The following is an 18,970-nucleotide window of genomic DNA, read 5'->3' as shown; positions in this document are numbered from 1 at the left end:
CCTGTTTTGTAGGCAAACATAGATTATATCTTTGAATTTTAACTATTTTTTTGAAAATGGTAGAAACTGTCATGATTAAGTCCAAGCTAATGGCCGGTTCGGCCTTTTCTTCTATTTTGATATTGTCTGTTTCTCCGGTTTTTGCTCAGACTGCGCCGGATTTATTTGTGAGTGGTGGAGCAACTCGTTCAATTATAGCTGGTGAAACTGTCACGGCCGGCGGGGTATATATCGGGGCGGACGGTGCGCCTGGTATTCCGTCAACGGGCAATCTGCAAATCGGCTCCGGCGGAAGCCTGACGGCCAGCGGCCCTGTGGTGATTGCCCCGGCAGCCGGATCCGTAGGCACCCTTGCCATCGGCGCCTTGCGCGGTTTTGACGAAATTGCGCCCGGCGCTTTTGTTGCACCAACCGTTTCCTTTGGTGATGGTGCGGGGGAGCTGATATTCAACCATGACAGCGACAATTACAGTTTCGACTCCGCGGTCAGTGGCGGACCGGGGAGTCTTATCGAGCTGATTTCCGGCTACACAATTTTCACTGGCGATTCCTCAGGATTTACCGGCTCCACAATCGCTCGCGGAAGTTTCGGCTCCGTATCCGGTGTCGGTACAACCCTGCAGGTTGATGGCACTCTGGGCGGCAGCCTGATGATTGAAAGCACGGCGTGGCTGGCGGGTCGTGGCACGGTTGGCGATACGCAGAGCTTTGGTGTCATTCGTCCGGGGTCGCCGGATTCAATGTTTGGTACATTGACCATTGATGGCGACTATATAGGCGAAACCGGCAGTTGGCTTGAAATTGACTCTGTGCTTGAGGGCGATGCCTCGCTCACCGATCGACTGGTTGTAACCGGCAACACAAGTGGCAGCACCATCGTCTGGGTTGCCAACCGTGGCGGTCTTGGCGGCCTTACCACCGACGGTATTCTGCTGGTGGATGTTGGCGGTTCATCCGACGCCGTTTTCACCCTCATGGGTTACTATGAACTGCCCGATGGCACGATGGGCATCATCAATGGCGCCTATTCCTACGGCCTCTACCAGGGAACTCCAACGGATCCTGCAAATGGCAACTGGTATCTTCGGTCTCTGATCAAGACGGATCCGGTTGATCCAACCGATCCGACTGATCCCACGGACCCGACAGACCCGACAGACCCCACCGATCCGACCGATCCAACGATTCCGGTTTTTCCAGTCGATCCAACTTCGCCCGCACCGGGCGGGCCGGGTGGCTACGTTCCCGGCCTGTATCAGCCAGGGGTTCCGCTTTACGAAGCCTATGCGGGCCATCTGTTCCAGATGAACAGATTGCCGACGCTTCGGCAGCGGGTCGGAAACCGGATATGGAGCGGCACGGATGATCCCAAACCCTTCAAAAAAGGCGCGCTGACAGCCACCGCACCCATCGATATCATTGAGAGCCGTGCGGCCTGGGGGCGTGTGGAAGGTTGGGGCGGAAAAATTTCACCCGACGCCTCATCCAGCCTGTGGGAGCAGGATTTCAACGGTTGGCGCCTGCAGACCGGTCTGGATTTCTCGCTGTACGAAAATGCCGAAGGATCGGCTTTGATTGGCGGGCTTTCTGTCCATTACGGTCAGGCAAAGTCCGATATCACATCATTCTATGGCGCTGGTTCGCTTGATACTTCAGGTTACGGTTTGGGTGGCTCCCTTACCTGGTATGATCAGTCCGGCCTTTACATCGATGGTCAGGCGCAGGTTACATGGTTCGATACGGATATTTATTCTGACACTTTGAACTTGCTGGAAGCCGATTCCAACAACGGCATGGGTTATGCCGCCAGCATTGAGGTCGGCAAAAGCTACGCCGTGGCGTATGGCTGGGCCGTTACCCCGCAGGCACAGTTGATCTGGAGCAATGTGGACTTTGATCCGTTCATCGACGCGTTTGGCGCCGAAGTGTCTTATGGCGGCGGCAACAGTCTGCTGGGTCGGCTTGGCGTTTCGCTAGACCGCGAAATGACGTGGGAAGACGCCTCCGGAGATGTGAAGCGCATGCAGGTCTACGGGCTGGTGGATGTGACTTATGAGTTTCTGGGTGACTATTCCGTGGCTGTTTCCGGCACTCAGCTGGAATCAACCGACGGTCGGGTCTGGGCGGGAATCGGCGCAGGTGGAACCTACAATTGGGGAAATGATGCCTATTCACTCTTTGGAGAGGTAGCTCTGCGCTCAGACGTTGAAAACTTTGGCGACAGCTTTCTGATCAACGGAACTGCCGGACTGCGCATCAAGTTCTGATTCGGATAATGGCAGCAGTATGAATGACATAGGCGGCCTTCGAGCTTCTGACAAAGCTCGAAGGCCTTTTGCCGTCCTGCTCAAGACAGGACCTTTGTCCTGCCCCCGGCGCAATTTAGCCAAAGCTTTGCCACATGCGTTAACGCATTGGTGTCATTCTTTTCGTCATACCTACCATGTACAGGTGGGGCCGTAAGTTGAATGCCTAGGAATAAGGTCTTGTCTCACAGACAAGCAGAAATTTTATTGCATCTCTCCACAGTCTGCATTCCGTTGTCGGAGCTTAACCCTGATCATTGGGAAGCGCTTCGGGAATTGCACCAGATGGGGTTGGTTACAATCGAGGCGACACGCGGGCACGTGCCGTGGCTTGCCCTGTCGCTTCGTGGTCAGAGACTGGCGTTCAAACAGCTGCTCTGAGGATGGCAGGCAACAGCCGCAGCGAGACCTATACCAAGTACCGCATAATTGGTACGCATGTTGCGCAAAAGTATCATCATTTTCCAAGCGGTTTCGCTATCAACAGTTGCGCTGGCAATTATGCCCGCACTCGTTGAGGATGAGACATTGCCACTGCCAGTTTATAGCGATCATTCAGAATTGTTCATTCAGCGGCGCCGTTCAGTTGGAAGCGCTAATGTTATTGCCGCACTTTTGTGCACGACGGCTTTAACATTTGCCTTGCCGCTTGCAGGATCCGGGCTGGGCCTGGGGCAGGCTTTTGCTGCCGGGGGCATTGGTGGAACATCCGGCGGCGCTGGCGGACAGGACAGCCAGGGCACCGTTGGTGGCACTGGCGGCAACGGCACACCTAATGCTGGCGGCGGCGGCGGCGGTGGCGCTGGCTTCATGGGCGGACAAGGCGGCAATGGTGGTTATGGCCCGTCCCTGGGTGGTGCCGGAGGTGTTGCCGGAGTGAATGGCGGCAATGGCGGTGATGGGGCCGCGAGCTTCAACGGCGGCGGCGGCGGTGGCGGCGGTGCTCATGGCATCGTTACGACTACCGGGTTGGGTGGCGTTTTTGTTGGCGGCAATGGTGGAAATGGCGCCAATGCAGGCACAAGCGGTGGAAGTGGCGGCGGCGGCGGCGCAGGTGGCTATGGTGCCGTATTAATTGACCTGATGTTCACGCCAACAGCCATGTCGGGGACGATTTCCGGCGGTAATGGCGGCAATGGCGGAGTGCCATTTTCATCATTCAGCGGCGGCAGCGGCGGATCGGGCGGCATTGGCCTCAACGTTACTGGCTCAAACGCGCCGCTAACTATCTCCGGAACCATAACTGGCGGAAATGGCGGCCTGGCTGGTGGCGGCGGTAACTCGGTGGCAGGATTTGCCGGCGCAGGGGTGTCCGGCAGTGGGATGAATCTCATCATCCAGGATTCAGCTCAGATTACGGGCGGCGTGAGTGGCCTGACAAGAGCTGCAGCAATCGTGTTTGATGGCGGTGGAACGCTCACTTTTGGTAGCGGCGTTACGAGCTCAAGCGATCATCTGACTGGTGCAATAACAACCAGCGGTGTTTTAAACTTAAGCCAGAATGGCGATCTTGTTCTTGATAACTTCATCACCGGCACCGGTTCACTCAATAAGACTGGTTCGGGTTTCGTTACGCTGAATATAGCTAACACCTATACAGGCGGTACGACCGTATCATCCGGTACACTGGGCGTAACGGGAAATACCTCGCTTGGTGACGGCGCAGTTACCTTGGCAGGTGGAGCGCTGGCTTTCGACCGAGACGTGTACCTGTCCCAGGTTTTCAACGTTTCCACAGGCACCGAAAGCACGGTTAACCTCAGCAACGCAGCCAATGTCACACTGACGCCGTTTTCAGTCATGACCGGAGATGGCCGGCTATCTGTGGTCGGTGATGGGACATTGACCCTCAGCGGCACTTCCACCGGTTTTACCGGCAGCGTGCGTGTTTCCGACGCCACGATCAGCATGTCACCCGTTCCTAACTTCCGGGTTGCGGAAAATCAGAGCCTCGCCATTGGCGGCTGGTATGGACAGGCTGCTGAAAGCGCCGGTTGGCTCGATGCGGGCATACTTCTGCTGGAAGCCGCGTTCAGCAGCGATCCGGCCCGCAGCATGCTGGTTTTCAATCACACAGATCAGAACTATCAGTTCAACAACTCGTTGGCCGGACTTGGTGAAATTCGCCATGTTGCCGGCACCACCACCATGACTCGCACTGCAATGCCTGGCTTCGCCGGCTTCACGTGGGTTGAGGGCGGTACGCTTCGGCTGGGCGCAGACAATGCAGTCGGTTCCGATCTGCTTTCGGTAACGCCTGGAGCGACATTCGATACCAACGGCTATGTGCAGCAAGTTCGGCGGTTGGCCGGTGCAGGCAACATCATTCTGAACGGCGACGGATCCGGAATTGAGGTCAATGGCACCAGCAGTCCAGAATTCAACGGCGTTATCAGTGGTTCAGGCAGCCTTGCTGTGCGCAATTACTCAACTTTGTGGTTGTCCAACACCAACAGCTATTCCGGTTGGACCGTGATTGGAGACAATGCCGAAGTCATCGTGAATGCCGATGGCGCGCTTGGTTCGAGCACTGTCATACTTTCCGAAAGCGGCGTCTTGAACATCAATGGTTACACTCAGACGGTCTCCGGGCTGCAATCATCCTCAGGGGGTACACTGGTCGTTGTAGGTCCAAATATGGACGTGCCATCGATGTCGAGCTCTTTGACGGTTGATCGTGACACGACGCAGTTTTTTGCCGGTGCATTGGCTGGCGATGGCTCGCTGGCTTTCGAAGGCAGCGGCCAGACCATACTGGCGGGTGATGGCACAGGCTTTACGGGCACCATGGCAGTGCGCGGCGGGTCGTTGAATGTGGATGGTCTGTTTAATGCCAGTGTTCAGGTAGGAGCGGGCGCCACACTGGGTGGCACTGGAATGGTGGGCTCCACCACGCTGGCCGCAGGTTCAACCATCTCACCGGGCTACGGTGCCGGCTCAATGGCCATTTCGGGTGACCTGGCATTTCAGCCCGGCTCGTCCTATTCGGTGGAAATTGAATCGGGTGGCGCAGCAGACCTGATCAATGTTGCCGGTACGGCGACGCTTGGTGGTGCAAATTTTGTCATTGCGGCCCTTGATCCAACCGTCAGCTATCAGAATGGCCAGAGCTATCTGGTGCTTGATGCTGCTGGTGGTCTTTCAGGTGCGTTTTCAAGTCCCACAGGCTTTGACTCCGCTTTTCTGACGCCTTCACTCTCTTATACAGATCAGCAGGTTTCGCTGAACCTGCGCCTGGCCAATCAGATTGATCCGGAACCACCGGTCATTCCGGGTGAGCCACCATTGCCACCAGTGCAGCCGGTGCCCCCATTGGCTCCAGGCGCGCCGCTGTTCCCGCGTGAAGCACGCACGGCGAACCAGTATGCGGTTGCCACTGCTCTCGACACTTTGGATCAGACAGCAGGTTCTGCCTCGTTGAACCTCTACAATCAGATGCTGTTTGCCAACGGCGACGAGGCCAGAAGGGCTTTCGACAGCCTTTCAGGCGAGGGGCAGGCGTCCGTTCGCGGGGGTCTTGTTGAACTTGGCGGGGTGGTTCGTGCCATGCCCGTCAATCGGCTTCGGCAATCTGCAGATGGACCGGTGGCAGCTTCCTCCACAAACGGGGTCGCAATCGATTATGCCAGCGGCGGCGAAGCTACGCCTTTGTCTGAAGTGGTGGGTTGGGGTGAGGCCTTCGGTTCGTGGGGCCGTTCCAGCGGTGATGGCAATTATTCCCGGCTGAAGCGCAACACTGGTGGCGCAATTGTCGGACTGGATGCCATGGCCTTTGAAACTGCGCGGCTGGGACTTTTTGCCGGATACAGCCAGTCAACATTCAACGTCAACGAACGCGCTTACAAGGCTGATGTTGATAGCTACCATCTGGGCATCTACGCCGGAACCATGGCAGGTCCTGTGTCACTACGCGGCGGCCTCTCCTACACGTGGCATAATGTGGAGTCCGAACGCAGCGTCTTCCTTCCAGCTACCTCACAGGTTCTGACTGCGGACTATGACGCAGGTGCGTTTGAGGCATTTGGTGAAGTTGCATATGGCATTGAAACCGGGTTCGTTTCACTCGAACCATTCGCCAACATCGCCTATGTGAATCTGCGCACAGATGCCTTTTCGGAAACGGGTGGCAGTGCAGCTTTGACAAGCGGCAAAGACACCACGGAAACCACATTCACAACGCTGGGCCTGCGTGCATCGCACAGCATCGTTGCCGGTGAAATTCCGGTGACGTTCATGGGAATGGTGGGTTGGCGACATGCCTTCGGGGATATTGACCCACAGGCAACGCTGGCTTTTGACACAGGAAGCCCGTTTACAACCGTTGGCACACCAATTGCCAAAGATGCGGCAGTACTGGAAGTGGGCTTTGACGCCGCAATTTCCGAAAGCGCCACCTTCGGCGTTTCCTACAGCGGCCAGTTTGGTGATGGCAGCACAGAGCAGGGCGTCAATGCGAGATTGAAGTTCGCATTCTGAACCAACGAATTTGAGTTCAGTTACGGCAGGCGCAACGCCTGCCGTGACGTCGTTCGAAATCTGAAAAAATCAGCCTGGTGTCGACAGGGCGGCGACCGCCACTGGCCGAGCGGCGTGCCTTCCAGCACATTGCAATGAAAGGCCGTCTGGCTGCCGCGATGCTTGCCGGATGCGCAATTCAAAGTGCGATTGCTGTTGAAAAGGCCTGGATCCTGCAAGTCGTTTAACGACAGACACCCCGCGCCTTCAGCCGCTGATACCAGGCATCAGCCTGCTGTCTGGACCAGCGATCCGCATTGCGCTTGCCCTCCGCCCTCCGCTTTTTATGATATTCCGCCTCCATGCGACGGTAGTCGCCGCGTGGAACGTGGTTTTCAGTGCATTTTGCCAGATTTTTCGAAGGTCGGGTCTGCTGCGATCTTGGACCCATCGTTCGCGTCTGGTTCTGGTGATCCTGCAGTCTGTTCCACCGCTGGGAGTCGAGGTGTCGGTCCAGTGTGTTCAAATCCTGCGCTATCGCCATTTTTGGAACGGCAAAGCCAGAGAACGTGATTGCTGCAGCAACCAGGCAGCCCGACAAGACGGGTCGAAAAACTGACATGTGGTGCTCCACGCTACCTCAGATGGTTGCGTGGTATATTGCTTCGTCAGACAGTGATTCAAGTCTTATGGCCCGAACATGTGGTGACCAGCGAAATGTCACGCATGTCGAGTGGCATGGCGCAAGCGTGAATCATATTGCGGAAAAAATCTGCCACATTGTTAAAAACGCCGCGATTCAGATCGCAGGCTTAAGCCAACTTATTCTGTAATAACGATGGCTTAGATGTGGCAGTGGAGGCCTCGGCCGGAATCGAACCGGCGTGCAAGGATTTGCAGTCCTCTGCGTAACCACTCCGCCACGAGGCCCCAACGAGGCTGTACCTACTGGCCCGCGGCGCATTAGGCAAGGGGGCATTTGCAGCTATGGACGATTCGTCAGACAATAATTATGCCCGGCGTTGTCGGCGGCCCCATTTAACGCTGGCGCGGCGGCGCCAGCGGCGAACCATGACGAAATCTATCGACAGAATCAAAATTCCAACGGGCAGCATCCAGAGCCCGAGAACCGGCAAAAAGCTGAAAATTCCGCCGATCACGAATGCCACGCCTACGGCAACACGCGCTGGTCGGGAAGAGGGAAGCTTGATTGAACGCCCGAACACCTCAATTGAATTGCCGCGCAACCTGATAAAGTCGCGTCTGGCCGGCTTGTCCTGTTTCATTTTCTGCAAAATCTTTCAGCAGGCAACTGGCGGCATAGCCGCAACCCTTGGGTAAGTACCTTAGAATAATGGCAACTTGTGGTTGAAATTTCTACCTTATCCAAAAGACTCTGGATCATCTAAAGGAATTCGCCGCGGCCATCTATAGACGAAACTTCTGACCGTTGACAATGGATTGTGCGAAGTCTGGTTTGAATTCAGTGGCTTATGATCGTAATTGCGGTGCCGCATAATGTCGCGGCTTACTGGGAGGGCAAAATTTTTGCCAGGCTTAGGGCGGAAGTTCACGTTTTTTATCGGGCTGACGCTTGGCAAGAGTGAAACGGGTTGCTATAGGCACCCTCGCTGACGGCAACGTTACGGCATTCCCCGGTAGCTCAGCGGTAGAGCAATCGACTGTTAATCGATTGGTCGCTGGTTCGAATCCGGCCCGGGGAGCCACTTTTCCAGAGACATTATCAGTCATACACTCTCCCGCATGCCTCAAGGCATGCTGCAAAGCGGCTTGCGACTTGCTTCCGGGCGAGGCGACGCTTATGGGAACGGCAGGAAACTCTCGAAAGGCATTGGTCATGGATTTTGTCCAGGCACGCACCAAAATGGTCGATAATCAGGTTCGCACTGTTGATGTGACGGACCATGACATTCTTCGTGCATTGCTGACTGTTCCGCGGGAAATCTTCGTGCCGGAATCGAAACGGCCATTTGCATATATGGGCGGCGAAATTGCCTTGGGCGGCGGGCGGCATCTCATGGAAGTTGCGCCTTTTGCCCGGCTTTTGCAGCTTGCCGAAATTGAAAAAGACGATGTCGTGCTGAACATCGGGTGCGGCGCAGGCTACTCCGCGGCGGTTTTGTCACATCTGGCAGCTTCGGTTGTTGCCGTGGAAGAAGACCCCGCACTGGCGCAAGCGGCATCTGATGCGCTCGCAAGTCTGGGCATTGTATCTGCAGTTGTGGTTCAGGCGCCGCTGGCTGAGGGATACGCCAAAGAAGGGCCTTACGACGTCATCATCATCGACGGTGGTGTGGACCAGGTACCTGCGGCTCTGTTTGAGCAGTTGAAAGAACGCGGAAGGCTGGTGGTTATTGAAGGTCGGGGATTTTCGGCCGCTGCAAAGCTTTACTCTAAAGAAGGTGGAGTTGTTTCCGGTCGTTTTGCCTTCAACTATGGGGTGAGCCAACTGCCGGGCTTTGGTTTGAAGCCCGAATTTGTTTTCTAAACAGCTATAATGTGGTTAATTATAATATCGGTTTACGGCTAAAAGTGTTAACAAGTGTTATCGATCGGTCACACTTGTGGGCAAAAGACATTTGTTGGGGCGTCGCGGGCTGGCGTAGTTGCGTCAGGCGGTGCATTTCGTGTCATAAAGGCGCGATACAGAATAATATCCGCATCGCGCGGAATACTGAGGATGGCCTTCAAGCCTTCCTGCAAGCGGGGTGTTTTTATGCGTAGGGCAAGCTGGCTATCAACGGCGCTGACATTGGGTGTGCTGTTTACAAGCATGGGCGCCGCCGAAGCTGAAACGTTGCGGGAAGCGATGGCCAAGGCTTACGCCAACAACCAGTCGTTGAATGCGGCGCGGGCAGCGTTGCGCGCGACCGATGAATCGGTTCCGCAGGCGCGAGCCGGTATGCGCCCTACAGTTATTGTTGGTGGTTCGGCAGCGGCCGCCAGAGGTCGCACAACCTACGGTGACGGTGTTCCGCATTTGAATTCCCGCAGCAGCAGCCTTGGCGTGGGAATTGAAATCAGCCAGACGGTGTTCGACGGTTTCCAGACACCAAACAACATTCAGGCCGCGCAAGCTCGTGTGCGCTCGGCGCAGGCAACACTCAGCAACACGGTGCAGAACACGTTGATGGATGCAGCCATGGCTTACATGGATGTTATTCGTGACCGGCAGATTTCTGAATTGCGCCGCCAGAACCTGGCATTCCTCCGGGAGCAGGTGCGTGCCGCCAATGCCCGGTTTGAAGTGGGTGAGGGTACCCGCACAGACGTGGCACAGGCCGACTCGCGCGAAGCGCTTGCCACTGCGCTGCTGAACAGTTCGCTTGCCGCTGTGGCAACCAGTGAAGCCGTTTATTTTGATGTGATCGGCGATCCTGCCAACAGTCTTGAGCCCGGGCAGAAGCCGCCTGAGCGCCTGATGCCCGGCAGCATTTCGCAAGGTCTGGCAATTTCGCAGGCTGAACATCCCGCCATTCAGGCCGGACTTTTCGCAGTCGATGATGCCTCCTATTCGGTCAAGTCATTCGAGGGGCAATCTCTGCCCCAGCTTTCTGTAGGTGCCTCAGTTGACAACACCTATGGCCTGAGCCGTCCAGCCACCGGTTTGCCGGGCGTCAATGTCGGCACCCAGAACGAGGTTTCGGCCAGTGTTGGCGCATCGCTGACAATTCCTCTTTACCAGGGCGGTCTGGTTTCCTCTCAGGTTCGTCAGGCCAAACAAGTGCTTGGCCAGCGCCGGATCGAGGTGGACAACTATCGAGATCAGGTGCGAGCGGCGGTTGCCACTGCATGGGCCAACATTCAGGCATCTGAGGCAAACGTGACCGGCTATCGCGCCCAGGTTGCGGCTGCTCGCCTTGCTCTGGTTGGTGTGCAGGAAGAACGCACTGTTGGTCAGCGCACCACACTGGACGTGTTGGACGCGCAGGCGGATGTTATTGATGGTCAGATTTTGCTGGTTGGTGCGCAGCGCGATTCTGTCGTGGCGTCTTATCAGCTTCTTTCGGCACTGGGTCGTCTTTCACCGACGCATCTGGGCCTGAATGTCCCCGTTTACGATCCGAACCAGCATTTCAACGCAGTTGATCGTAAGGCGTATGGTATGCGCACCCCGGACGGCCGCTAGGTCCGCAAATAGGTGCCTAGTTCTTTTGGCTTAAAAATCCTGAGCGTCTCGAATCGCCGGGCGCTCTAACCAATAGCTTTGTCGAAAATCAGCAGGATCCCGCGCTCTACACCTTTGGTGGAAACAATCTGCGCAATCGTATTTGTTGATAAAGTGTTTCCAAGTCATAAAATTCCGTTAACGGGATTCATTTGAATAATGATTTTGGCTAGCCTGAATGCACGATTCGCGGGGTGGTCGCGAATGTCATTCGGGAAATGCCTTGATGAAAAAAAGCAGCTCTTCAGCAGAGCCGTCGATGGAGGAAATTCTGGCCTCCATCCGTCAGATTATCGAACAGGGAGAGGCGGGGCGCACCGTGCAGTCCGCTTCAAAGGAAAAGACATCACCTGAAATTGCAGATGAAACGCCGGCATCGGCACCAGCGCGCCCGGTGCCCGTGTTCTCATCGCCCGTCTATGTCACACCAGCGCGGTCCGCCTACAGCGGATCCGTGGCTTTCGATCTTCGGCACGAGCTGGAAGACGATGAAGCTGTTGCCGCAGCAGGTATAGTGGAAAGCGCGGTGAATGATGGTGCGGCGGAGGCTGCTGTGGCTCAAAATGTTGATGTTGCTGAAGAGGATGTCTTTGACATACAAGCTGCACTGCAGGCAGAATTTTCACACGACATCGAGCCTGAGCCAACCGGGCATTATCTGCCAACTGAACCGGATGACAGTGAAGAAACCCTAATGCCGGACTTTCCAGCCGCACCACCTTCCGCCATGGCCGCAAACAATGATGAGCCCAGAATGCGGGATTTTCGCTCTGCGATTTTGGAGGAGGCGGCAGGACAGGGCGTTCCTGCTTTCCGCTACGATCCATTGATTTCAGATGAAACTGAATCGCAGATCAGCGCGTCTTTTGCCGAGCTGACACAGGCTATCCGTTCCGGCGAACTGCGCTCGCTGGAAGAAATGGCGCAGGATATTCTGCGGCCAATGATGAAGGAATGGCTGGACGAAAACCTGCCCGATGTGGTGGCTGAAATTGTCCGGGAGGAAATTCGTCGGGCGGTTTTGCGGGGGCGTTAATTCAATTCTGCTCGAACGCAATGATCAGATGGCGTTGACAGGGCCGAAAGCTTGCCTGTAACCGAAGGCAAGACATAATGGACCTTCACGATGATCGAAAAAACCTACGACGCTGCCGACGTTGAACCTCGCATCGCCCAGAACTGGGAACAGGCGGACGCTTTTCGTGCGGGGGCCGGGGCTGCGCCCGGCGCTGATCCGTTTACGATTGTCATTCCGCCACCCAATGTTACCGGCTCGCTGCATATTGGTCATGCGTTGAACAATACCTTGCAGGACATTCTGGTTCGGCAGAAGCGCATGCTTGGCCTCAATGTGTTGTGGCAGCCGGGTCTTGATCATGCGGGCATCGCCACACAGATGGTTGTTGAACGGCAGATGGCCGCCGCCGGTGAACCGAACCGGCGGGAAATAGGCAGGCAGGCCTTTATCGACAAGATCTGGCAGTGGAAAGCGGAATCGGGCGGCTCGATCCTGACCCAGCTAAGGCGTCTGGGCGCTTCGTGCGACTGGTCGCGTGAGCGGTTCACCATGGATGACGGACTTTCGGCGGCTGTACGAAAGGTGTTTGTCCAGCTTTATCGCGAAGGTCTGATTTACAAGGACAAGCGGCTGGTTAACTGGGATCCGAAATTGCGCACCGCAATTTCCGACCTGGAAGTTGAGCAGCGGGAAGTGGAGGGTCACCTGTGGCACCTTCGCTATCCGGTCGATGGTATGATCTACGACCCGGAAAATTCTTCAACCTATGTGACCGTTGCCACCACGCGGCCTGAAACAATGCTCGGCGACAGCGGCGTTGCCGTTAATCCGGATGACCAGCGTTTTGAAGATCTGGTTGGCCGCAAGGTGCGCATTCCTCTGGTCGGCAGATTAATCCCGGTTGTCGCTGATGATTATGCGGACCCGGAAGCGGGCTCCGGTGCGGTTAAGATTACCCCGGCGCATGACTTCAACGACTTTGAAGTCGGGCGACGGCACAACCTCGCCCAGATCAACGTCATGGCACCGGATGGCACCATTTCCCTGCGCGACAACGCGGAGTTTCTGGAAGGCCTGTTTGCAGAAGACGGCGAACGGGCGATTGGAATGTTCGAGGGACTGGACCGGTTCACCGCGCGCAAGCTGCTGGTCGACTGGCTGGAAGAGGAAGGATACCTGGCAAAGGTTGATGCGCATTTGCACATGGTGCCGCATGGTGACCGCGGCGGAGTGCCGATTGAGCCCTTCCTGACCGACCAGTGGTATGTCGATGCGGCAACGCTTGCCAAACCGGCGATTGCCAGCGTGCGCGAAGGGCGGACCAGTTTCGTGCCGCGCAATTGGGAAAAGACCTATTTTGACTGGATGGAAAACATCCAGCCATGGTGCATTTCCCGGCAGCTTTGGTGGGGGCATCAGATTCCCGCGTGGTACGGGCCCGATGGCGAAATTTTTGTAGCCGAGGAAGAAGAAACCGCTGTAGCTGCGGCATTGGCGCATTATGTCATCAACGGCACGCTGACGGACGAAGAAGCCCGCCGAATGGCCGAAGACCCGACAGCACGGGAATCTCTGTTGCGCCGCGACGAAGATGTGCTGGACACCTGGTTCTCATCGGCGCTCTGGCCGTTTTCAACCCTTGGCTGGCCGGAAAAAACGCCGGAACTTTCAAACTACTACCCGACCAATGTTCTTGTGACCGGCTTTGACATCATCTTTTTCTGGGTTGCCAGAATGATGATGATGAGCCTGCACTTCATGGGCAAGGAACCGTTTGAAACTGTTTATGTTCACGCGCTTGTCCGCGACAAGCACGGTGCCAAGATGTCCAAGTCCAAGGGCAATGTCATTGATCCGCTGGAACTGATTGATGAATATGGCGCGGATGCATTGCGTTTCACGCTGGCCATCATGGCGGCGCAGGGGCGCGATGTGAAGCTGGATACCCAGCGCATTGCCGGCTATCGCAATTTCGGCACCAAGCTCTGGAACGCGACGCGTTTTGCAGAGATGAACGGCGCCGTGCATGGTGCCGAGCTGGATCCGCAAACCGTCGAGTTGCCGCTCAATCGCTGGATACTGACAGAGCTGGGGCGCGCTATCGCCGAAACCGACAACGCCCTTGCCACATATCGCTTCAACGATGCGGCGGGCGCGCTTTACCGGTTTACCTGGAACTTCTTCTGTGACTGGTATCTGGAACTGTCCAAGCCTGTGTTCATGGGAGAGGATGCCGCTGCGCAGGCTGAAACCAGACTGGTGACGGGCTTTGTCCTGGACCGCGTCTATGCATTGCTGCATCCCTTCATGCCATTCCTGACAGAAGAGCTGTGGGCGGTGACGGCTCCGGCCGGCCGGGCGAGAACACAGTTGCTCTGCCACACATCCTGGCCGCAGGTAACGTATGAGGATGAGGGCGCAGCAGCCGACATCAACTGGCTGATAGGTCTGGTGAGTGAGGTGCGTTCGGTGCGTTCACAAATGAACGTGCCGGCTGGGGCAGAAGTGGACCTGCTCGTCATTGATGCTGATGCGCAAACCCGCGAAAGCCTGTTGCGGCATGCGGCTTCGCTCAAGCGTCTTGCACGGGTCAAGTCCATCGAGCATGGCAGCGAAACACCTGGGCAGTCGGCTCAGCTTGTTCTCAACGGTATTTGTTACGCAATGCCGCTGGCAGGTGTCATCGACATCGAGGCCGAACGGGCACGCCTGAATAAGGCCATGCTGAAAACCCGGACCGAAATTGAACGCATCTCTGCCAAGTTGCAGAATGAAAGATTCGTATCCAGTGCGCCGGCAGAAATCGTGGCACAGGAGCGGGAGAGAGTTCAGGCTCTGGAAGTTGAGCTGGCGGCGTTGGGTGCAGCCGCTGCCAGGCTGGGCTGAGGATTTCACATCTACTCAGTATAGATTGATCAATTGCTGAACACACTCCTTGTGGCCCTGTGGTGGAGTTACCTCAGGGCCACAAATATGATTGTAAATATGTAACAAGCACGGTGTTGTTTGCTTCGGTTGACCGGCATAAACCTGCGGAAACTGAAAATATTTTCCGATTAAATCAATTAAAATCAATAGCTTGATAGCTGTTATGTGATTGTTCACCTTAACCATGCGGCAAATCGCGGCTTGGGTGGCATTTCTTCTCGCTTCGTGTTTGCATTTGAACCAACGTGGGCTGCATTCGCTGGTTGTTCGTTGCAGTGAAATGGCAGGGGGGAAACATGCTAAAACTTTCAAAAATTCTGGGTTCTGCTTCATTGCTGACCTTGGCGTCTTTGTCCGCTGCGCAGGCAGGTGGCTTTCAGCGAAGCACTGCTGATACCGATATTCTCTACGAGCCTGGCATGGTTTCCATGCGCACCGGCATGACCTATGTGAGCCCGGAGCGCGGATTTGACTCGATTAACGGCGTCTCCGGAAGCTGGAACAACTATACGGGCAGCTATAACCTGCCGACCGCATCGCTGAAGTTTGGTGATGGTCCGGTTGCATGCGCAGGCAGTTACGCGGAAAGCTTTGCCGCAGAGGCGGATTACTCAAGCCTGCCGGGTGGCGCGCAGCCCATCAGCACCACAGGATCGCGCGTCCAGAGCCTTGAGTTCAATTCCAATGAATGGTCAGCCACCTGCCGTTTGAGCTATGAGGCGGACGTCGGCCGTTTCAGCTTGCTTGCTGGCCTGTTTGTGGAAGACTTCAACTTTCAGGGCACAAGTCTGGGTGCCGCGCCAACGGGCCGTACAGGGCCAGGTGGCGCCCCTGTACTGGTGCCTGTGGCGCTTTCCGTGGACACGAGCAACAGCTACGAGACAGGCTACCGTGTCGGTTTCGCCTATGAAAAGCCGGAAATCGCTCTGCGGGCTCAGGTTCTCTATCGGTCTGAAATCAAGCACGACCGTCCAGAAGGCACTGGCTATGCGGTCACAACGGGCGATGCCTTCATCATCAATCCTGCGACCGGCGGGACGGTGATTCTGCCACCAAGCCCCTTGCTGCCGGTGGGAACACAGGTCAGCTCCGGCACGGCGTTCCAGAACACGGTCATCAGCCCGCAAAGCCTGTACGTCAATTTCCAGACCGGAATTGCGGAAGGCACATTGCTTGTGGGCTCATTCCGCTGGACAGACTGGAGCACCAACCGGAACGTGTTGACGAGCTATGTGTCCGCAATCGGCACCAGCGTTAACAACAGCCCCTATTACTGGGATGACGGTTACACTGCGACCATCGGTATTGGTAAGGCCTTTAACGAGAACATTTCCGGTCTTGTCACCCTTGGCTACGATAGTGGCGTGTCCACTGGCGCGGAAACGACATATACCGACCTCTATTCATTGTCGGGCGGTCTGTCTTTCAAACAAGGCTTCGGAGAAATACGTTTCGGTGGTCTCGTCGGCTACTGGACATCCGGCTCCCAGTCGGTTGCCAATGGTGCGATATTTGATGCAACAGTGGGCAATGACTGGGTGTTTGCTGGCAACGCGTCAATTAAACTGACTTTCTAACAACGCATGTTAATTGCTTGTTATCCATGATTTAACGCCAGATCACCGTGAAGGCGATCTGGCGTTTTCATGTCTCGATGTCAACCATTGTTTACGTGATATTTCGGCAACAATATTGCAAAACTGCATCGGCGATTGTCACAGGCTCTCGAAATGCCGTGTTGCCGCCATAAACAATCGCAATTCTCAGGCACAAGGTGCCAATGGCGGCAGGAAGGTGAAAGCGACGGCGATGATCTGTTTTCGCGGAATATGTTCTCATTCAGGTAGAGCGCAGCTGTGATGCGGGTTTCGACAAGCGTAATCCGTGCACTGGCTGTTTGCACATGCTTTCTGGGCAGCGTCGGAGCATCGCGTGCGCTGGATCCCATTGCCGATTCGGGCGCTTCTCCACGTGAAATGTTCAGCCTTGGCTTCAACGCTTACAAGCGCGGTGAAAAACAGGAGGCCTTCCAGGCTTTGAGCTTTGCTGCGGACAAGGGACATCCTGGAGCACGCTGGAAGCTTGGCCAGATGTATGCGGACGGGGATGGCGTGCCGGAGGATGATTACGAGGCGTTTCGAATGTTCGAGCGCATCATTCGTGATCAGGACGATGATTCGGCTTCTTCGCCCAATGCGGCCTATATCTCCAGCGCTCTTGTGGCTCTGGCGGAATATGTGCGCAAAGGCATTCCCGGTACGCCTGTCGTTGCCGATGCGGGGCAGGCACGTGCACTTTACAATCAGGCCGCTTCCTATTTCGGCGATGCGCGAGCTCAGTTCGAACTCGGGCGGATGCTGCTGGCAGGTGAGGGTGGCAGACCAAACCCACGGCAGGCCGCTCAGTGGTTGAAGCTTGCCTCTCACAAGGGTTACCCAAAGGCAGAGGCTTTGCTTGGCTATCTGATTTTTGATGGCAAGGCGATTTCAATTCGCTCGGAACCCGTGCGTGGACTGGCAATGCTGACACGCGCGCTGCGCGCTGCATCCGCTGAAGAGCAGGAGTGGATACGCCCGTTGCAGGAAGAGGTTTTTGCTCTTAGCAACGAAGAAGATCGACAGACTGCGCGAATGTACTCGCAGGTCGAGGGGCCTTTGATCGATCTTCCTTGAGATGCGCTTGCTCTCAAATGATCATCCAGTCTCTTGCACATCATAAACTTCAGATTCGCTACATCATCTTGTCCACCGTCTGTGCTTACCCCGTATGGGTGATGTCTCCTGAATGACCTGTTGGCACACTTGGCCACACATTGGTCTGCAGGGGGGCAGGACATGACAGAGATATTCGCGTTTGTTGATGCCCTCGGTTCAGAATGTGGTTCTGATTCCGGCAGCCACACGCACCAGATCTTTCTGGCTGTGGATTCCAACCTTGCTGAATATGGCTTTCAACTGCGAGCGGACAGTTTCGCGCGAAAGGCCGGCGTCTCTGGCAATTGTGGAGACCGAGCTTCCTGCTGCAATGGCAGCGAACACGCGGGTTTCTGCAGAAGTGAGAGAATAAGTCGCTGCAACATGCTGCACATTGGCTGGCAACAATGGCACCGGCTCATTTTCAATCAGCATCGCCACCATTGGCCCGGCAAAGTAATCTGCCGCGGTGCCTGCACCAATGCGGATGAGGCGAATATTGCGGCCGCCACTGTTGAAACTGCAGGTGCGGGTGTTCAGCGATCCTCTCTGCAACAAAACCTGCAGAGCCGATTGCAACACGGAGTCGCGAAAACGCAGACGGCCAACGGGTGTGATGCCTGCGGGATTGCCCGTTGCCAGCATCTGCTGCGCTGTTGGCGAAATTTTCACCGGTTTGAAGTTTTCGTTGATCACCACAAGGGCCAGATTGGCGGAATCGGCAATGTCCTGGCCAAGATTGACTGCCGCCGAACGCAAATCACCCGAACGATAATAGTTGAAAGCCCGTTGCAAATGCGGAGCGATCCGAGTCAGCAAAGCCGCGCGCTCGATGTTGCGGTCATCATTTGTATCGTCGGTGAGCGTGCTGAGCAAAAAATAGCAGTCTTCATCCTTGAACACCGTGACGCCGGTTCCGGTTTCCAAACCATTCCGGTGGAGATAATCGCTGTAATATTCACTGCGGTTGAAGTGATTTCGAGCAATGATCTGCTCACCAACAATGCCCATGCCCACGGGCGTCAACTCCACCTTCTTCATCCACGGATTCAGATTGGCGTAGTAGGATTCGTACTGCGCCAGGGCTCCAGTGCGGCCCTCGACGCCTGCAACATAGGTGATGGCGCCTTTGTGGCTGCGCCGGTTGTGAAAGAACAGGGTGGAAAGCGCTCCGGGATAGGTGCCGTTCAGCTTTTCAAGAAAGCTCTGCCAACTCGTTTCGCCAAGCAAAGCGGCATAAACGGCTGCAATCAGGTCTTCTGCCAGATCCTGCGAACCTGCCACGCTTTTCTTCTCCCGGCATCGATCCTCAATCGGGTGTGAACGCAATGACATGCTGTTTCAAGCATCATTTGCAAATTACTTGTCAGAGAGATTTTGA

11 protein-coding genes and 2 tRNA genes are annotated in these 18,970 nt (G+C 55.8%); 9 read left to right on the top strand and 4 right to left on the bottom strand.

The window, feature by feature from the left end:
- The first annotated feature begins 167 nt into the window (after window positions 1-167).
- A complete protein-coding gene (locus FPY71_RS09520; RefSeq protein ID WP_188052284.1) occupies window positions 168-2,267 on the top strand; it encodes an autotransporter family protein in 2,100 nt (699 codons plus the stop codon).
- Window positions 2,268-2,744: 477 nt separating this feature from the next.
- A complete protein-coding gene (locus tag FPY71_RS09510; RefSeq protein WP_188052283.1) occupies window positions 2,745-6,782 on the top strand; it encodes an autotransporter domain-containing protein in 4,038 nt (1,345 codons plus the stop codon).
- Between the two features lie 223 nt (window positions 6,783-7,005).
- Here the strand turns inward: FPY71_RS09510 and FPY71_RS09505 are convergent, their stop codons facing one another.
- The 3 genes from FPY71_RS09505 to FPY71_RS09495 form a co-directional block, all read right to left on the bottom strand.
- Window positions 7,006-7,383 carry a hypothetical protein gene (locus FPY71_RS09505; RefSeq protein WP_149299934.1) on the bottom strand — a complete coding sequence of 126 codons (378 nt, stop codon included), beginning with the start codon at window positions 7,381-7,383 and terminating at the stop codon, window positions 7,006-7,008.
- Between the two features lie 234 nt (window positions 7,384-7,617).
- Window positions 7,618-7,691: transfer RNA gene (locus tag FPY71_RS09500), tRNA-Cys, on the bottom strand.
- 80 nt (window positions 7,692-7,771) lie between these two features.
- Entirely contained in the window at window positions 7,772-8,047 is a 276-nt protein-coding gene (locus tag FPY71_RS09495) for a hypothetical protein (RefSeq protein WP_149299932.1), read from the bottom strand.
- A 366-nt stretch (window positions 8,048-8,413) separates the two neighbouring features.
- On the opposite strand from FPY71_RS09495, the gene FPY71_RS09490 reads away from it, so the two are divergent.
- The 7 genes from FPY71_RS09490 (at window position 8,414) to FPY71_RS09460 (ending at window position 17,568) form a co-directional block, all read left to right on the top strand.
- Window positions 8,414-8,488: transfer RNA gene (locus FPY71_RS09490), tRNA-Asn, on the top strand.
- 95 nt (window positions 8,489-8,583) lie between these two features.
- Window positions 8,584-9,270 (top strand): protein-L-isoaspartate O-methyltransferase family protein, encoded by a 687-nt coding sequence (locus FPY71_RS09485; protein WP_149299930.1) that lies wholly within the window; start codon window positions 8,584-8,586, stop codon window positions 9,268-9,270.
- A gap of 228 nt (window positions 9,271-9,498) precedes the next feature.
- The gene (locus FPY71_RS09480; protein WP_246160266.1) at window positions 9,499-10,911 is read left to right on the top strand and encodes a TolC family outer membrane protein; all 1,413 of its coding nucleotides are present in this window, start codon (window positions 9,499-9,501) and stop codon (window positions 10,909-10,911) included.
- Window positions 10,912-11,176: 265 nt separating this feature from the next.
- Window positions 11,177-11,986 (top strand): PopZ family protein, encoded by an 810-nt coding sequence (locus FPY71_RS09475; RefSeq protein ID WP_188052282.1) that lies wholly within the window; start codon window positions 11,177-11,179, stop codon window positions 11,984-11,986.
- A 90-nt stretch (window positions 11,987-12,076) separates the two neighbouring features.
- Window positions 12,077-14,854, top strand: coding sequence for a valine--tRNA ligase (locus tag FPY71_RS09470; protein ID WP_149299924.1), 2,778 nt, complete (start codon window positions 12,077-12,079; stop codon window positions 14,852-14,854).
- 338 nt (window positions 14,855-15,192) lie between these two features.
- Window positions 15,193-16,473 (top strand): long-chain fatty acid transporter, encoded by a 1,281-nt coding sequence (locus tag FPY71_RS09465; RefSeq protein WP_149299922.1) that lies wholly within the window; start codon window positions 15,193-15,195, stop codon window positions 16,471-16,473.
- 282 nt (window positions 16,474-16,755) lie between these two features.
- Window positions 16,756-17,568: a tetratricopeptide repeat protein gene (locus FPY71_RS09460; protein ID WP_149299920.1), complete on the top strand. Its 813-nt coding sequence runs from the start codon at window positions 16,756-16,758 to the stop codon at window positions 17,566-17,568.
- A gap of 198 nt (window positions 17,569-17,766) precedes the next feature.
- On the opposite strand, the gene FPY71_RS09455 is transcribed toward FPY71_RS09460, so the two are convergent.
- Window positions 17,767-18,924: a helix-turn-helix transcriptional regulator gene (locus tag FPY71_RS09455; RefSeq protein ID WP_149299918.1), complete on the bottom strand. Its 1,158-nt coding sequence runs from the start codon at window positions 18,922-18,924 to the stop codon at window positions 17,767-17,769.
- Window positions 18,925-18,970: the final 46 nt, after the last annotated feature.

This window comes from Aureimonas fodinaquatilis (genome assembly GCF_008369445.1).
Classification (GTDB): Bacteria; Pseudomonadota; Alphaproteobacteria; order Rhizobiales; family Rhizobiaceae; genus Aureimonas; species Aureimonas fodinaquatilis.
This window is presented reverse-complemented; position numbering and strand designations above follow the sequence as displayed.